This window comes from Nocardiopsis sp. M1B1, assembly GCF_052466615.1.
Genome location: NZ_CP196194.1, coordinates 6,418,990 through 6,434,356, shown reverse-complemented (window position 1 = coordinate 6,434,356; position 15,367 = coordinate 6,418,990). Strand labels below are relative to the sequence as shown.

Sequence of the window (15,367 nt, the reverse complement as noted above, 5' to 3'; positions counted from 1 at the left end):
CTGTGCTGCTGTTGGAAAGCGGTGTGTGGCTGTGTGCCCCCACTCCGGTGGACGGCCCGCCGGTGACATTCCGTCCGAGGAGTTCGCTGATTCTCCGGACAAGCGCCCCCGGTCCTGGCTACGGTCGTCTCGAACACAGTGACGAAACCGGCAGGTATCGGGAGGTGGGAAGGGATGGCGGGTACCGGCATGCGGCGGTTGCGGTCGATCGCCGACCCGTTCCTGGCCCCCGCACCGTCCGGGGTGAGTGTGCGTGATCGGCTCAAGGGCCTCACCCCTGAGGACGAGGCGGTGCTGCGGGCGGTGGGCGCGCACCTGGGGTCCTTGGCCTCCACGGACCTGGCCGCCCGATGCGCGGACGGCACCAACCACGACAAGGACTCCTTGGCGGCCCGCAAACGGGAGCTGACCGCTGAGTCCTCGTCGCGGTGGGCGGGGGCGATCACCAGGGCCTCGAACGAGCAGTGGGCGCTGGCCCGCCGCAGCCAGGCCGCCCACCTGCACCGCCTCCAAACGGGGATCGACACCCTGCGCCACCGGTTGTCCCAACCCCTCAAAACCCCGGGCACCCGGGGTGTGCCGGGCGGGTACGCCTGTCGCCGGGAGTGGCACGCCAAGTCCCGACGCCTGGCCGCCCTGGAACATCGCCATGCGGTGGCGGTCGCTGACTGGGAGGAGGGCCGTGTACGGGTGGTGCGCGGCGGCAAACGGCTGCTGCACACCCGTCACCACCTGGACCAGGCCGGACTCACCCAGGCCCAGTGGCGGGCCCGGTGGGAGGCTGCACGTTTCTTCCTCCAAGCTGATGGTGAGTCCGGAAAACGGTACGGCAACGAGACCATCCGCATCACCCCCGAGGGGCAGGTCTCGATCCGGTTGCCCGCCCCGTTGGCGCACCTGGCTAACGCCGCGCACGGTCGGTATGTGCTCTCGGGTCGGGTGGCCTTCGCCCACCGGGGCACCGAGTGGGCTGATCGAATCGAGGCTGACGGGGCGGTGGCCTACCGCCTCCACCTGGACGCGGATCGGGAACGGTGGTACGTAACCGCGTCCTGGACCCCCACCCCCGCCCCACAGGTGCCGTGGGAGGCGGCACTGGCCCGCGGGGTGGTCGGGGTGGACGCCAACGCCGACCACCTGGCCGCCTGGCGGCTCGACACCCACGGCAACCCGATCGGGAACCCACACCGCTTTGAGTTCGACCTGTCCGGCAGCGCCTCCCACCGGGACGCGCAGGTACGCCATGCCCTGTCCCGACTGTTGCGCTGGGCCACGACAAGCGGTGTGCGGGCCATCGCCGTGGAGGACTTGGACTTCGCCCGCGAGAAGACCCGGGAGAAGCATGGACGGCGTAAGAAGTTCCGGCGGCTGATCAGTGGTTTTCCCACCGCTCGTCTGCGGTCCCGGCTGACCTCGATGGCCCACACCCTGGGGGTGTCGGTCATCGCCGTGGACCCCGCATACACCTCCCGGTGGGGTGCCCAGCACTGGCAAAAGCCCCTGTCCACCCAACGTAGGAAGGTCTCCCGGCACGATGCGGCCAGCATCGCGGTCGGGCGGCGCGCTCAGGGCCACCCGGTCCGGCGTCGGACGGCACCGCCCCCGCACCACCAGGGTGATGGTGTGGGGCATCGGACCGTCCAGGCCGCATCGGGGAGTTGTGGGCGTGAGGGAAACCGCCCTCCCGTCACGGTGCGTGCACGCGATGCGCGTGGCCGGACGGGGCAGGAACGCGGTGACCCAGCCCATCCAGCACCGTTCGGGATGGGTGCAGTGCCAAAGTGACCCCCGGGGTCACTTCTGAACACTGTTCAGGAACGGTTCCGGTCCAGGAGGAGTAGGACACAGGGCCGGGGGTCCGTGACTCCGGACCTTCACGCCCGTGTCACAGCGGAGAGTCGCAACGTCTGTGGAGGTCGGGCGAGACCGCCCCACGGAGACGGGCACCGGCCAGCGAAACAGGAACACGTCCGGCTGCCGTTGTCCCGCCCCGACGCCTCCCTCACGGACGCCGGGCCGGGTGGACCTCGTGCCCCGCTGCGGGCGGCGGCTCCTCGACCAGCCCGCCCGGCCCGCAGGGTGCCGAACCGAACGGTGCGGACAGCGGGGTGGGCCCGTCGAACGCCGGCGCCGGGGACCCGGCGGCCAGGCGCGCCATCGACCGCTCCGTGGCGGACCCGGGTTCGGGGCAGTACATCATGATCCGCTGGTCGGTGTCGGGCACGTGGAGCAGTTGGCACTCGAATACCAGGGCACCCATGGTCGGGTGGTCCACCCTCTTGCTGAACCCGCGCCGTTTGCGCACCTCGCGCGACTCCCACATCCGGGCGAACCTCGGTGAGGTACCCAGCAGGGTGGTGACCAGGCGGGCGATCTCCGGGTCGCCCGGGTAACGGGCGTAGGCCGCACGCAGGTCCGCCACCGAGTGCTGGGTGAAGCAGACGTTGTGCGGGTCGTCCCAGTGCGGTTCGTCCTCCGGCCGGGAGAACATCCACACTATGAGGTTGCGCTCTCCCTCGGGCAACTCCGCCATGTCCCCGATGAAGTGAACGGCCATCCGGTTCCACGCGAGCACCTCGTACTTGGCGTCCAGCACGTAGGCGGGGGTGGTGGCCAGGCCGTCCAGCAGGTACCGCACCGCCGTGGAGATCTCGCGGCTGGGACCGCGGGTGACGGGGGGCTCTGCTCCGGCCGTGTGGAAGAGGTAGGCGCGCTCGTCGACGTTCAGCATCAGGGCACGCGAGAGCGCCGACAGCACCTGCCCGGACGGGTTGGGGCCGCGGGCCTGCTCCAGCCGTACGTAGTACTCCACCGACATCCCTGCGAGCTGTGCCACCTCCTGGCGGCGCAGGCCCGGAGTGCGGCGGCGCCCGGTGTCGGGCAGGCCGACGTCGCCTGGGCCGATCCTGCCGCGCCGGTCGCGCAGGAACGCCGCGAGTTCCCCGCGGTCCGCCATCGCACGCCTCCTCATCGTGGTCCTCCGTCCAGAGTGCCCCAGGAACGCCTTCCGCACAGTGGTACCGCCGATACCAGCCTCGACGGTTCCTTCCGCGAGTCCGCCGACCCTTCCACGATCGATCCCATGGCGAAGACACGCAGAATCGCCCTCGTGACGGGGGCGAACAAGGGAATCGGATTCCAGACCGCGCGACTGCTCGGGCTGGAGGGAATGACGGTGCTGGCCGGTTTCCGGGACGCACGACGCGGTGCCGAGGCGGAGAAGGCCCTTCGGGAGGAGGGCGTGGACGTCCGCGCGCTGGCTCTGGACGTCACCGACGCCGAGAGCGTCCGGACCGCCGCCGCGCGGGTGGAGAAGGAGTTCGGACGGCTGGACGTGCTGGTCAACAACGCGGGCGTGGCCCTGGGCCGGGGCGGAATCGGCGAGGTCGATCCCGTCGCGCTCCGGCGGACGCTGGAGGTGAACGTGGTGGGCACGGTGACGGTCACCGATGCGTTCCTGGACCTGCTGCGCCGCTCGGAGGCCGCGCGGGTGGTCAACGTGTCCAGCGAGGTCGGATCGATCGGAACGATGACCGATCCGTACGGCCCGTTCTTCACGATGGAGGGCGATACGGGCTACCCCGCCTCCAAGGCGGCGGTGAACATGGTGACGGCGCTGTACGCCAAGACCCTCGCGCCCCTGGGTGCCAAGGTCAACGCGGCCAACCCCGGGTACTGCGCGACCGACCTCAACGGCAACACGGGCACGCGCACGGCGGAGCAGGGCGCGAGGGTGAACCTGCATCTGGCCACCCTGCCCGGGGACGGACCCAACGGGGTGCTCTGGGGCCACCTGGCTTCGGCTGGGGACCCGGAGAGCTACGGGGTCCTGCCCTGGTGACGGTGGTGCCGGGGCCGGGCGGATCCCCTCCGCCCGGCCGTGGCCTCACCAGGCGCGGACGCCGCCGACGGGGGCGGGCAGGCTCTCGCTCAGCCAGGTCCACGTGCCGTCGTTCTCGGTGAAGCGGCGCTGGACGCGCTCCACCTCCGTGATCGGGTTCGAGAACACCTCGGTCCACGCCCCGGCGGTGCGCTCCTCCAGGTAGAGGCTGCGTGCGTCGGTGCGCATGCGCACCGCCTGGAGCGTGTGGTTGGAGCCGTCGCGCAACTGGATGCGGTAATAGGCCATGGGAAGTCCCTGGAGTGTGGTTCGTCCTGGATGGAAGAAGGACGGTGCGTTCCCGGACCGCGTGCGGCACCGGCGGGTGCGCGTGGGTGAACCGGTCTCCCGGAGCGTGCGGCGGGCGTACGTGGTCGGGCCGCGCGAGCGTCTGACGGGTGGCGGCGGGAACGCCGAGACCCGGAGTGCTCGGGGGAACGGGTGCGGTGCCGGAAGCACCATGCTGTCCGCGGTCTGGACTCTACTCCTGTCGTGGGCACACCGGAGCCGTAACCACAGATACGGCGGGTGAAATCCGGGTGATCCGACGGTGATCGCGGGATGCGATTCGGAAAAAGCGCCTGATAACTACACACCACGCGCGATACGTCTTTTTTGACGCGCCAACGGGAACACGGGAGCCACGGGACGGAGCGCGCGGCTCCGGCGCGCTCCAACCCGGGTTCAGGCGCTGATCCCCACGTCCACGCTCACCACCGTGCCCGTGACGAACCGGTCGCCCGGGCCGGCCAGGCGGGCGGCGGCACCGACCCCCGCCCCGGCGTCCGCGCTGTCCGCGCGTACGGCCAGCGCCTTGCGCCCCATGGCCTCGATCACGCCGACTCCGTCCGCGTCTGTCCGGCGGAGGACGGACCCGGCGTCACGGAGCCGCGGCCAGGCGGGCCCGGGTCTCCATCAGGGCGAACCCCAGCAGGTTGAGCCCCCGCCAGCGCTCGGGGACCTGCGCGTCGTCGTTCTTGGCGCCCAGCCCGATGCCCCACACCCGGTCGCGGGGGCTGGCCTCCACTAGCACCCGCCTGCCGGTGCCGAGCAGGAACTCGCGCAGCTCCGGGTTCTGGCCGAACTTGGCGAGGCCGCCCTCGACCACGATCCCGAAGCGGGCCGCCTCCCACCCGCGCTCGTCGAAGCCGCGCACCTGGCGGCCGATCACCTTGGCGTCCCGGGGGTGGCCCGCCGCGAGGATCCGCTCCTCCGCCTCGGTGTCACCGAACAGGCGGGCCTTGGCGGCCATCATGTAGTGCTCCGCGGTGCGGTAGCCGACCCCCTCCACCGTGAAGTCGGCGGGCCACCACTGCGACAGGCAGCTCGCCGACACGCCTCCGGAGGCGGGCGGCTGGTGGCCCCAGAAGCACAGGTACTTGGCTCTGCCCGTCGAGGCCACCAGTTCCTCGACCGTGCGCGCGTCCGCGGGATCGTGTGTGTCCGTCATGGGGGAGAGTGTCCCAAGCGGTACCGACACGCGCGGCGCCGGGAGGGCGTGCGGCGGCCGCCGCGGGGGCCGAGAACGGGGGCGGGGCGCATCCGGGGCGGCGTATGTGACTCCGTAGTAGCGTTGCGGGAAACCCCGGAAGTCCGTAGGTCAGAGGGATTCCGTCCGCCGTGGCGCCGACGGTGGACTGGGCCTCCTTCCGGTGCGCCGAAACCGGAGGACCGCGCTCGGGCGGGTGGGGCCGCCGTGCCGCGGCCGCTCTCCGATGCCTGGAAGATAGATATTTGACCAGAACACAGTTGAACTCTCAAGTTATCCCTGGGGGCACGGGCCCGATGGCCGAGACGCGGTGGCTCGACGAGGGCGAACAGCGGACGTGGCGGGCCTTCCTGGCCGCCGTCCACCTGCTGGACGGGGCGCTGGACCGGCAGCTCAGACAGGACTCCGGCATGTCCCACGCCTACTACCAGATCCTGGTGAAGCTGTCCGAGGCGCCCGAGCGCGTGATGACGATGACCGACCTGGCCAGGAGGCTGCGCTCCTCGCCCAGCCGCCTCTCGCACGCGGTCGCCCGCCTGGAGGGGGACGGCCTGGTCCGCAGGTTCAAGCGGCCAGGAGACCGGCGCACCACCCTGGCCGAGCTCACCCCTGAGGGGGCGGCCGTGCTGCGCGAGGCGGCACCGGGCCACGTGCACGAGGTCCGGCGCGTGCTCTTCGACGCGCTCACCGAGGACCAGGTCAAGCAGTTGCGGGGGATCGCGGAGTCCATGCTCGGCGTGCTCGACCCCGGGGGCGAGGAGCCGCGGTACACGGGGCCGACCGGTACGGTGCGCCGGGACTGAGTCGCGTTCTGTTGTCGGCTCTCACCAGGGCGGACGCCGAGGGGGAGAAATATCCCTCATTGGCACTCTATGTGTTCGGGTGGATGCGTACTATCATCTGCTTTCCCAGGAAAAGGTTGTAGTCTCAAGCAACGGTGCGAGGCCACGACCTCCTCCTGGGTTACCCGCTCACAGGAACAGGAACCGCTATGACCGAGAATCCGCTCATGTCCCGCGTGGGGGACGTCGCCGCGCTGCTCGCCAGAGTCGTGGTCGGCGTCGTCTTCATCGCGCACGGCTGGCCGAAGATGTCCAGTCTCGAAGGCACCGCTCAGGGCTTCGCGTCCATGGGGATCCCCTTCCCGCAGTTCGCCGCGCTCCTGGGGGCGAGCATCGAGGTGGGCGCCGGACTGGCCCTCATCATCGGGTTCGCCCTGCCCCTGGCCGGGCTTCTCCTGGCCTTCATGATGGCCGGCGCCTACTTCTTCGCCCACGTCGGCGACCCGCTGGTCGGCGGCTTCGAACTCGTACTGGTCCTCGGCGTCGCCGCCCTGGCCCTCGGGTTCGCGGGCGGCCGCCTCTGCGTGGACCGCCTCATGCCGTGGGGCCGCCCCCGCCGTCGGACCCCTGAACCGGTACCGGCCTCCTGACCAGCGCGTCCGGGCCGTCCGTCGCCGGAGGCGGACGGCCCGGGTGCCGCACATAACTCCCTTTTCTTAACTTGTTTATCCAAATTCACCTATACCTCACGAAAAACGCCCAGACCTTTCGCTCTCCTTCGCGGCAACACATTTTCATGAACGACAGGTAGAATTCGGTGCACCCGAAACACTGAGCGGGACCGCGAGTTCGGGCCCGTCCCGTGTGCCCCGCCCGCCGAACGGGAGCACCGTGTCCCATCTGGCCCCCCGTCCCCTCGCCCCCGACTGGCAGTTGCGCGTCACCGACCGCGGCGGCACGGCCCTGCACGGAGCCGCGGTACTGGTCGCATCCGGATACGCGATCACCTGCGCGCACGTCGTCCGCGAGGCCGTCGCCGGGTCCGGCGCCCCCGCCGGACCCGGCGTCACCGTACGCCTGGACGCCCCGCGCGGCCTCCCGGACTGGGAGGCCGCCGCCACGGTCGTCGCCGACGGCTGGTGGTGGGAGGAGGCCGCGCCCTGGGACGCGGCGGTGCTGCGCCTGGACCGGCCCGCCCCGATCCCTCCCGCCGCCCCCGCCCGGTACCGCGTCGGCGACCGGGTCCGCGTCCTCGGCTTCCCCCGCGCCGAGACCGGCCTCTGGGTGACCGGCCGGGCCACCGGTACCGGGGGCAGCCGCTTCGGCTACGTCCAGATCGACGTCGACTCCCGCGCGGGGTTCACCGTCCTGCCCGGCTTCAGCGGCAGCGGCGTCCGAGAGGAGAAGGGGAACGCCCTCCTCGGTCTGCTCTGCGAGGCGACCGGCAGCGGCAGGGCGGGCTGGATGGTTCCGATGGAGGCGATCCCCCGGGTGTGGCCGACCGAGCGGACCGCCGCGGGCGCGGCGGAGAACGGCGAACGGGAGGCGCTCACGCGTACCGCCAGGGCGATGACCGACCTGCGCACGCTGCTCCTGCCCGACCTGCGCCTGGACCTGTACGTCGCCCTCGACCCCCGGTTGCGCCGCAGGCTCCGCGCCGACCAGGACCTGCTCTCCTTCGCCGCGCAGCTGGTCGCCCTCGCCCACGGTGAGTACGGGCTCCTCGACGAGGTGCTCGCCCTCCTCGACGCGAGGGAGGACGGCAGCGCGGGGATGCTCCGGGTCCGCGAGGCCGCGGCCCCCCTCCTGGGGAGCCCGTCCGGGTGAGCGAGACGACGGCCACGGCGGGGGACCAGGCCCCGATTGGAGGGCGACCGCCGTCGGAGGGCGCAGGGCCGCCTCCCGGCGGGCGGCTCCTCCCGGAGGGCGCCGGACGGCCGTTCCCGGCCGACGGCGGGTTCGAGGACCTGGTCGACGCCCTGTGCGCGCTCCGGTGCGTCCTCCTCCCGGACGCGCGCGAGCAGTTGGCCTACCAGCTGCCGACGCGGGTCCGCCGCAACCTGCGCCTGGAGGGCTCCCCGGTCGAGTTCGCCCGCCACCTGGTACGCCTGTGCCGGGAGCAGGTTCGCCTGGGCTGCCTCCTGCGCTGGATCCTCTACCTGGAGGAGCGCGGCCGCAGCTCGCTGGCGGCGGCCCGGGCCGCGGAGCCGCTGGTCCACGCCGAGGAGTGGGAGCAGCTGTACCGCCTCCTGCCCGAGGGGACCACCGACGCCGACGTCGACCTCGTCCGCCGGGAGCTGGCGGAGCACTCCCCGGACCTGGTCGCGGAGGCCTTCGAGACCGCCCGGACCGACCGGCTCGCCCCGGCCGAGGCGCCGCCGCACACGGCCTGGGACCGGCTCGTGGACCTGACCGAGATGACCGTGCCCGAGGGCGCCGAACTCCCGCTGCGGATCTTCTGCTCCCTGCTGCCCTGCGCCGTCCCGCTGCGCGACTGCGCCGACCTGCTCCTGCTCTGGGGCGGCGGGAGGCGAGAGGGCACGGCCGCGCCGCCCGGCCCGCGCGCGCCCGCCCGGCTCGTCGTGCACGTCACCCAGGGCCGGAGCAGGGACCGCTACGACGTCGAGTACTGGACGGTGCTCAGCGAGAGGCGGGGCAGGCCCCCGGACTTCTGCGGCCACGGCCACACCCCGCACATGGAGGCCGAGCGCATCGGCGACCACGTCGGCGGCCTGCTCACCCTGCTGGAGGTGGACCACCGCACGGGGTACCACGAGGGCGTACGGGTCGAGCTGGTCGCACGGCTGGACCTGCTCCGCCGCCTGGAGGCCGAGCGCTGGCAGGAGGCCGGTGAGGGGGACCGCAGGCTCGGCTCGCGGGCCCAGGTGGTCTACCGGGCGGAGGAGCTGGTGGACCCCGCGCGCGGCGACACCGCGCAGGCACGGCGTACCTGCGCCCGCCGGTGGGAGGGGCTCGCGAGCGCGCGCGAGGTCCTGCACCTGGACACCGCGCACGAGGCCGGGCAGAGGAGGCGCAGGGGCGGGCGGACCTACCGCGAACCCCTGGTCGAAAGACTCCAGGACGACAGGATCGTCGCCCTCTCCGTTCCCTCCCATCTGGACGAGTGCCACATGTCGGTCTGGTCGGCGCTCATGATCGGGGTTCCGGTCGTGGTCTGGCGTTCCGCCGACAATGGGCCGGGGGCAAGTCCGTGGCTCAATCTGGGGAAGGTGGGACGGGAGGTAATGGTGCCGCCCGAAAGAATACGAGCGCTTCCCAAGGCGCTCCACCAATCGCGTTCCGGATGCGTTTCCCCGGACGATACCGGGTACATCGAAGAAAGCTTCGAGGTCGCCGTCTTCTATCACGACACCCTTCCGGTTCTGCCCGCCCCCAGACCGATGACACCCCCACAGCATCCGACAGCCCCCCTTGGGCGCGGCTCGAAGGGCCTGCCATGACCACATCAGCCGAACCCGGATCGACCAGCTCCGCGCCGGGGTGGTGGATCTTCCACGGCACAGGTCAGCCCCGCCCGCACCTGGACCTCGCCGCCCAGCTCCCCCCGCCTCCCCGGTGGCGCACCTACGGCGGCGGGCCGGACCCCGCCGAAACCGGCGTGGACCCCCCTTTCTACGACCCGGGGCCGCGGTCCGAGGGCCCCGCCGCCGAGAGCGAGCGCCACCTGGGCCCCGTCCGGCCCCGGAGCTTCCCCGTTCCCCTGGGGCCGCACCGCCGCCAGCTGCTGGACAAGGTCAACGCGGCCATCTGCCTGCGCCGCCCCCTGCTACTGGTGGGCCCGCCCGGGATCGGCAAGTCCAGCCTCGCCCACCAGGTCTCCCGCGAGCTGGGCCTTGGCCGCGTCCTGCGCTGGGCCGTCACCAGCCGCAGCACCGTGCGCGACGGCCTGTACGCCTACGACCCCCTCACCCAGATCCACGACCTCAACCTGGAGAACGCCCGCAACCGGGCCCGGGGAGCCCGGGACCGCCGCTACGCGAGCGCCGACGGAACGGAGGCCGACGCACACCTGCGCAGCAGCGCCGAGTCGATCGGCCGCTACCTCACCCTGGGGCCCCTGGGCACCGCCTTCCTGCCCACCCGGCTGCCCCGCGTGCTCCTGGTCGACGACTTCGACCTGGGCGACTTCGACCTGCCCGGCGACCTGCTCGACCTCTTCGAGAACGGCGGCTACACCGTCCCCGAGCTGGGCCGACTGGCCAACGTCGCCGGGAGGATCCGGGTGGCCACCGACGACCCCGGCCGCACGGCGGTGGTCGAACGCGGCGAGGTCCTGTGCTCGGCCTTCCCCGTCACGGTGGTGACCTGCAACGACGACCGGGACCTGCCGCCCGCCTTCCTGCGCCGCTGTATCCCGGTCCGGATGGGGCTGCCGGACGAGGACGAGCTGGTGGCCGCCGTGGCGGGGCACTTCGACGGCGACCCGCCCACCGGCACGCGGACCCTGGTCACCGAGTTCCTGCGCAGGAGCGCCGACGGCCACGCACTGGCCGTGGACCAGCTGCTCAACGCCGTGCACCTGGTCGGCGCCATGGGACAGGGCGAGCCGGGGCCCGAGCAGGTCCGCCACCTCTCCGACCTGCTCTGGCACCGCCTCACGGAAACCCCGGGATGAGCCCCGCGCACCAGCCGGGGGACGACCGCCCCCGGGGCTCCGGCGACCGGTCGGGCGGCCCCCCGGGCGGCCTCACCCCCACGGAGTGGGCGGACGCGCTCCACCTGGCGGCCCTCCAGGCGCGTGCCGAGGCCGCGCGCCGCGACCGCCCGGTCTTCCCGGCGCCGCCCGCCGACGGTCCGCCGCCGGGGGAGGCCGCCGGTTCCGGTCCGCCCCCGCGGGAGGCCGGTACCGGCGCGGACGCGCCCGGGACCGCGCGGCCCTCCCCGCCGCCCGGCACGGACACCGGGACCGTCCGGCCCCCGGGGCTCCCCGGCGACGGGACGGCGACCGGCGGGGACGCTTCCGCCGCCGCGCCCCGCGGGCCGGACCCGGCCCCGCCGCCCGGCCACGGGGGGACGCCCCCGTGGCCGGGCCGCGCCCCGGGGGACGACGGGCCGCCGACGGAGCCCCACGGGTTCGTCCAGCCGGTCCTGGAACGGCGCCAGGAACTGGTCGCCGCGCTGGGGCCCTTCCACCTCACCGAGCCCCGGGGACGGCCGGACGGAGTCGACCCGGAGGGCACCGCGCGCAACTACGCGCGCTCGCTCCTGGACAGCCTCCACTGGACCGAGGACGAGCGCGAGGGCGCCGGAGTCCCGGTGGTGCCGCGGCCGTGCGCGCGCCGGGAACGGGTGGTGAGCCTGACCCTCCTCGTCGACGACGGCGTCACCATGGCCTTCCAGCGCGGCCTGGCCGCCGAGTTCGTCCGGCTCGCGCGCTCCGGCGGGATCTTCCGCGAGGTCGCCTCCCTGTACTTCGACTCCGGGCGCACCGGCCGCCCCAGACTGCGCGACGTCCACGGACGCCCCGGCCGCCTCGGCGGCGGCCGCGCGCACGTGGTCCTGTTCCTCACCGACGGGCTCGGCGGCGCCTGGCGCGACCGCGGGTTCCAGGACTGGGTCGCCGAGGCCGCGGACCGCGGCGCGGTCGCGATCCTCCACCTGCTCCAGCCCCGCCTGTGGCGGCGCGGCGCCATCGCCACCGCCCCGATGGAGCTGGCCGCGCCCCGGGCCTCCGGCCCCTGCGCCGCGAACACCGGGTACGGGCGGGAGCGCACGCTCACCGACCCGGAGGAGGAGAAGCGCGAGCCGGGCGCGCTCGTTCCCGTGCTGACGCTGGACCCCGGGACGATCCGCGACTGGGCCGTCTTCGCGATGGGGAGGGGCCCCGGGCGCCTGTGGGCGCACACCGCGCGCTTCCTCGCGGGAGGGGGCCCGGCCCCCGCCGAGGTGCAGGACGCCCGGGAACCCGTCTTCGACGCAGAACGGGAGGCGCGGCGCTTCCGGCAGCTGGCCAGTCCCGAGGCGTTCGACCTGGCGGTGGCCCTGGCCGCCGTGCCGCTGGACCCGCGCCTGGTGGAGGCGGTCTGCGAGGACGTGCTCGGCCGCGCCACACCCTCGGAGCTGACGGAGGTCTTCTTCAGCGGGCTGGTGCGCGGAGGCGGTGAGTGGGGGGAGGAGGACGGGCCGGTCGGGTGGGACTTCCGCCCGGGGGTCCGGCGGGCCCTGCTGTCGCTGGGCGGCCGGGTCTCCGACATCCGCCGGGTGCTGGGCCTGGCAGCGGAGCGCCTGCGCTGGGTGGACCCCTGGTTCGACGCCCTGCGCCTGATGCTGCGGGGCGTGCACGAGGATTTCCCGAAAAGGACGCGGCTGTCCCACCACTGGGCGAATTCCATGCTTCCCGCGGTGGAGAGCGCCTCCCTCACCCGGCGTTATGCCGTACCCATCAGGGAATACGCCGATATCTCCGGGACGGGTGCGACCCGCGGTACGCGGGAAACGCATGAGACGGGTACGCCGTCGCCCGCTGGTCTAGTATTACCGAAGGTTTCCGGATCTGCGCGTGTGGACGGGAACAACGGCTGGAAGGCGCGGAACAGAGCACCATTTTCTGAACGGTCGGGGAAAGAAACTCATATGGCCACAAAACTGTCAAATGAGGATATGATGCAAGAATCTGGCGACCAGTCCAGCGGTCGTACGTCCCGATCGTCCATGAGTGGCCGACCGCTCAACGCGGTCTGGGTCCAGGTTCCGCGCCGCAACAGCGCCTTCACCGGCCGGGAGGAACTCCTCTCCGCGCTGAGGGGGCAGCTCCTGAAGGGGCGGCGACAGGTCATCACCGCCCTCAACGGGATGTCGGGGGTCGGCAAGACCGAGCTCGCCAAGGAGTACCTGTACCGGTACGCGTCCGACTACGACCTCATCTGCTGGATCCCCGCGGCCCACAGCAACCAGCTGCGGGAGAGCTTCTCCGTCCTCGCGTCCAGGCTCAGGCTGGACAGCGCGGGTGCGGGCAGCGGACACGTCCTGGAGAACGTCCTGGAGGCACTGCGCCAGGGTTTGGACTACCCGCGCTGGCTCCTCGTCTTCGACAACGCGCAGGCCCGGTCCGAACTGGATCAGTATCTTCCTGTCGGGGGCGAGGGCCACGTGATCATCACTTCTCGGGACTCCAGCTGGACGGTGCGGGGCGGCGACGCCTACCTCTCCGTCCGCGAGTTCGACCGGGCCGAGAGCATCGAGCTGCTGAAACGGCGCGGACCCGCGTCGCTGACCACCGAGGAGGCCGACCAGCTGGCGCACGAGCTGGGCGACCTGCCGCTGGCCCTCAACCAGGCCGCCGTGTGGCTGCACGAGAGCGGGATGGCCACCGAGGAGTACCTGCGCCAGTTCTCCGAGAAGAGCCAGGAGATGCTCGACCTCCTGCGCCCGGTGGACAGCGCCTACCCGGTGGCCGTCGCCGCCGCCTGGAACGTGTCCCTGGACCGGCTGGCCACCACCAACCCGGCGGCGCTCCAGCTGCTCCAGCTCTGTTCCTTCATGTCGACGGCGCCCATCCCCCGGACGCTGTTCAACTTCGCCCGGGGCATCGAGGGCCCCGCGGAGCTGCGCGGCGCCCTGGAGGACCCGGCCAGGCTCGGCATGGCGATCCGCGACATCGGGCGCAACAGCCTCGCCCACATCGACCACCAGCGCAACACGGTCTCCCTGCACCGGCTGGTGCAGCGCGCCGTCCAGGCGCCGATGAGCGACCAGGAGCGCGAGGAGATGCGCCACTGCGCCCACCAGCTGCTGGGCCGCAACGACCTCCAGGTGGTGGCCGTGGACGCCTCCGAGCGCTACACCGAGCTGCTGCCGCACGTGTGGGCCTCCGAACTGTGGAACTGCACCGACCCCTGGGCGCGCAACCTGGTGGTGCAGATGTGCCGTGTCGCCGCGCTGCGCCAGGAGTTCGACGAAGCCCGCAGCCTGGGCGAGACCGCCCACGAGTGGTGGCGCCTGCAACTGGGCGAGAACCACCCCTCCACCCTGGGCATGGCGATCCAGATCTCCACGGCGATGCGCGGGCAGGGGTACCTGGAGCAGGCCCTCGCGCTGTGCGAGGCCACCCTGGGCACCCTGCGCGAGACGCAGAACCCCGGGGACCCCGAGACCCTGGAGGCGGAGATCGAGTACATCCGCACCCTGCGCTTCCTGGGCCGGTTCCGCGACTCCCTGACGGCGGCGGCCGACGCCTACCACCGCCGGGTGCGCCTCTTCGGGGAGGACGACCCGCACACCCTGGTCACCGCCCACTTCCGCGCCTTCAACCTCCTGCTCAGCGGCGACCCGGAGGCGGCCGCCGACCAGTACCGCGACACGCTGGCCCGGCTGGAGGCCGTCTTCGGCCCGGACCACCCGCGCACCCTGGGCACCAACAACGGCTACGCCGAGGCCCTGATGGAGAAGGGCCGCTACCGGGAGGCCGAGGAGATCCAGGCCCACCAGGTCGAGCGGGCCATCGGCCTGATCGGGGAGGACGACAACCGCGTCCTGCGCAACCAGCGGACGCTGGCCGTCATGCGCCGGCGCGTCGGTCACCACCGGGAGGCGCTCGCCCTGTCGGAGCGCGCCTGGCAGCGCTTCCGGGTCAAGCACGGCGTGGACGACAACGAGACCATGTACGCCGCTCTGGTGCACTCCATGTCCCTGAGCGCGGTCAACCAGCACGACGAGGCGCTGGAGCTGGCCCAGACCACGGGGGAGCGCTACGTCAAGCTCCTGGGCGAGCGCCACCCCTACGTGGGCGCGGCCGACGTCAACCGGGCGATCATCCTGCGCCGCCTGGGCAGGGCGGCCGAGGCCCGCCAGCTGGACGAGCGCTCCCTGGAGCTGTTCCTGGACCGGCTCGGCGCCCACCACCCCAGCACCCTGGCCTGCCTGGTGAACCTGGCCAACGACCACTTCCTCATGGGCGACGCGGCCGGTGCCCGGGAACGGGACGAGGAGGCGCTGCGCGGCTGCGAGGAGGCGCTGGGCGCCTCGCATCCGCTGGCCCTGCTGGCCCGCCGCAACCTGCTCGTGGACCGCCGGGCCCAGGGCGAGGACGTCGAGGCCGAGTTCGTCGCCGTGGAGGACGGCTACCGCCGGGTGATGGGGTCGGACCACCCCGCCACGCTCAGCCTCCGCAGGACCGTGCGGGGAGACGCCGACATCTACCTCGCCCAGATGTGACCGGTCGCGGTCCGGGGCGCGCCCCCCGGGCCGTTCGGTCCC

The 15,367-nt window shown here is 72.6% G+C and carries 12 protein-coding genes; 8 read left to right on the top strand and 4 right to left on the bottom strand.

Annotation, left to right across the window (positions count from 1 at the left end):
• The first annotated feature begins 174 nt into the window (after positions 1-174).
• A complete protein-coding gene (locus tag ACSTA4_RS27920; RefSeq protein ID WP_444961670.1) occupies positions 175-1,785 on the top strand; it encodes an IS200/IS605 family accessory protein TnpB-related protein in 1,611 nt (536 codons plus the stop codon).
• A 217-nt stretch (positions 1,786-2,002) separates the two neighbouring features.
• Here ACSTA4_RS27920 and ACSTA4_RS27915 read toward each other — a convergent pair whose 3' ends face one another.
• Positions 2,003-2,956, bottom strand: a complete 954-nt coding sequence (locus ACSTA4_RS27915) for a helix-turn-helix transcriptional regulator (protein ID WP_444961669.1) — start codon at positions 2,954-2,956, stop codon at positions 2,003-2,005.
• A 126-nt stretch (positions 2,957-3,082) separates the two neighbouring features.
• Between ACSTA4_RS27915 and ACSTA4_RS27910 the strand changes: the two genes are divergently transcribed.
• Positions 3,083-3,841 carry an SDR family NAD(P)-dependent oxidoreductase gene (locus tag ACSTA4_RS27910; protein WP_444961668.1) on the top strand — a complete coding sequence of 253 codons (759 nt, stop codon included), beginning with the start codon at positions 3,083-3,085 and terminating at the stop codon, positions 3,839-3,841.
• 45 nt (positions 3,842-3,886) lie between these two features.
• On the opposite strand, the gene ACSTA4_RS27905 is transcribed toward ACSTA4_RS27910, so the two are convergent.
• The 3 genes from ACSTA4_RS27905 to ACSTA4_RS27895 form a co-directional block, all read right to left on the bottom strand.
• Positions 3,887-4,129, bottom strand: a complete 243-nt coding sequence (locus ACSTA4_RS27905) for a hypothetical protein (protein ID WP_248772590.1) — start codon at positions 4,127-4,129, stop codon at positions 3,887-3,889.
• Between the two features lie 435 nt (positions 4,130-4,564).
• Positions 4,565-4,717 (bottom strand): hypothetical protein, encoded by a 153-nt coding sequence (locus ACSTA4_RS27900; protein WP_444961667.1) that lies wholly within the window; start codon positions 4,715-4,717, stop codon positions 4,565-4,567.
• Between the two features lie 43 nt (positions 4,718-4,760).
• Entirely contained in the window at positions 4,761-5,330 is a 570-nt protein-coding gene (locus ACSTA4_RS27895) for an NADAR family protein (RefSeq protein ID WP_444961666.1), read from the bottom strand.
• 335 nt (positions 5,331-5,665) lie between these two features.
• On the opposite strand from ACSTA4_RS27895, the gene ACSTA4_RS27890 reads away from it, so the two are divergent.
• The 6 genes from ACSTA4_RS27890 (at position 5,666) to fxsT (ending at position 15,325) form a co-directional block, all read left to right on the top strand.
• Entirely contained in the window at positions 5,666-6,172 is a 507-nt protein-coding gene (locus ACSTA4_RS27890) for a MarR family winged helix-turn-helix transcriptional regulator (RefSeq protein ID WP_444961665.1), read from the top strand.
• A gap of 188 nt (positions 6,173-6,360) precedes the next feature.
• Entirely contained in the window at positions 6,361-6,801 is a 441-nt protein-coding gene (locus tag ACSTA4_RS27885; RefSeq protein WP_274975274.1) for a DoxX family protein, read from the top strand.
• A gap of 241 nt (positions 6,802-7,042) precedes the next feature.
• Positions 7,043-7,978: a S1 family peptidase gene (locus ACSTA4_RS27880; protein ID WP_444961664.1), complete on the top strand. Its 936-nt coding sequence runs from the start codon at positions 7,043-7,045 to the stop codon at positions 7,976-7,978.
• Positions 7,975-9,612, top strand: coding sequence for a hypothetical protein (locus ACSTA4_RS27875; protein ID WP_444961663.1), 1,638 nt, complete (start codon positions 7,975-7,977; stop codon positions 9,610-9,612). Before ACSTA4_RS27880 ends, ACSTA4_RS27875 begins: the two co-directional genes overlap by 4 nt.
• The gene (locus ACSTA4_RS27870) at positions 9,609-10,787 is read left to right on the top strand and encodes an AAA family ATPase (RefSeq protein WP_444961662.1); all 1,179 of its coding nucleotides are present in this window, start codon (positions 9,609-9,611) and stop codon (positions 10,785-10,787) included. Before ACSTA4_RS27875 ends, ACSTA4_RS27870 begins: the two co-directional genes overlap by 4 nt.
• Positions 10,784-15,325, top strand: a complete 4,542-nt coding sequence (gene fxsT, locus ACSTA4_RS27865; RefSeq protein WP_444961661.1) for an FxSxx-COOH system tetratricopeptide repeat protein — start codon at positions 10,784-10,786, stop codon at positions 15,323-15,325. The genes ACSTA4_RS27870 and fxsT overlap by 4 nt, the downstream gene beginning before the upstream one ends.
• Positions 15,326-15,367 lie beyond the last annotated feature (42 nt).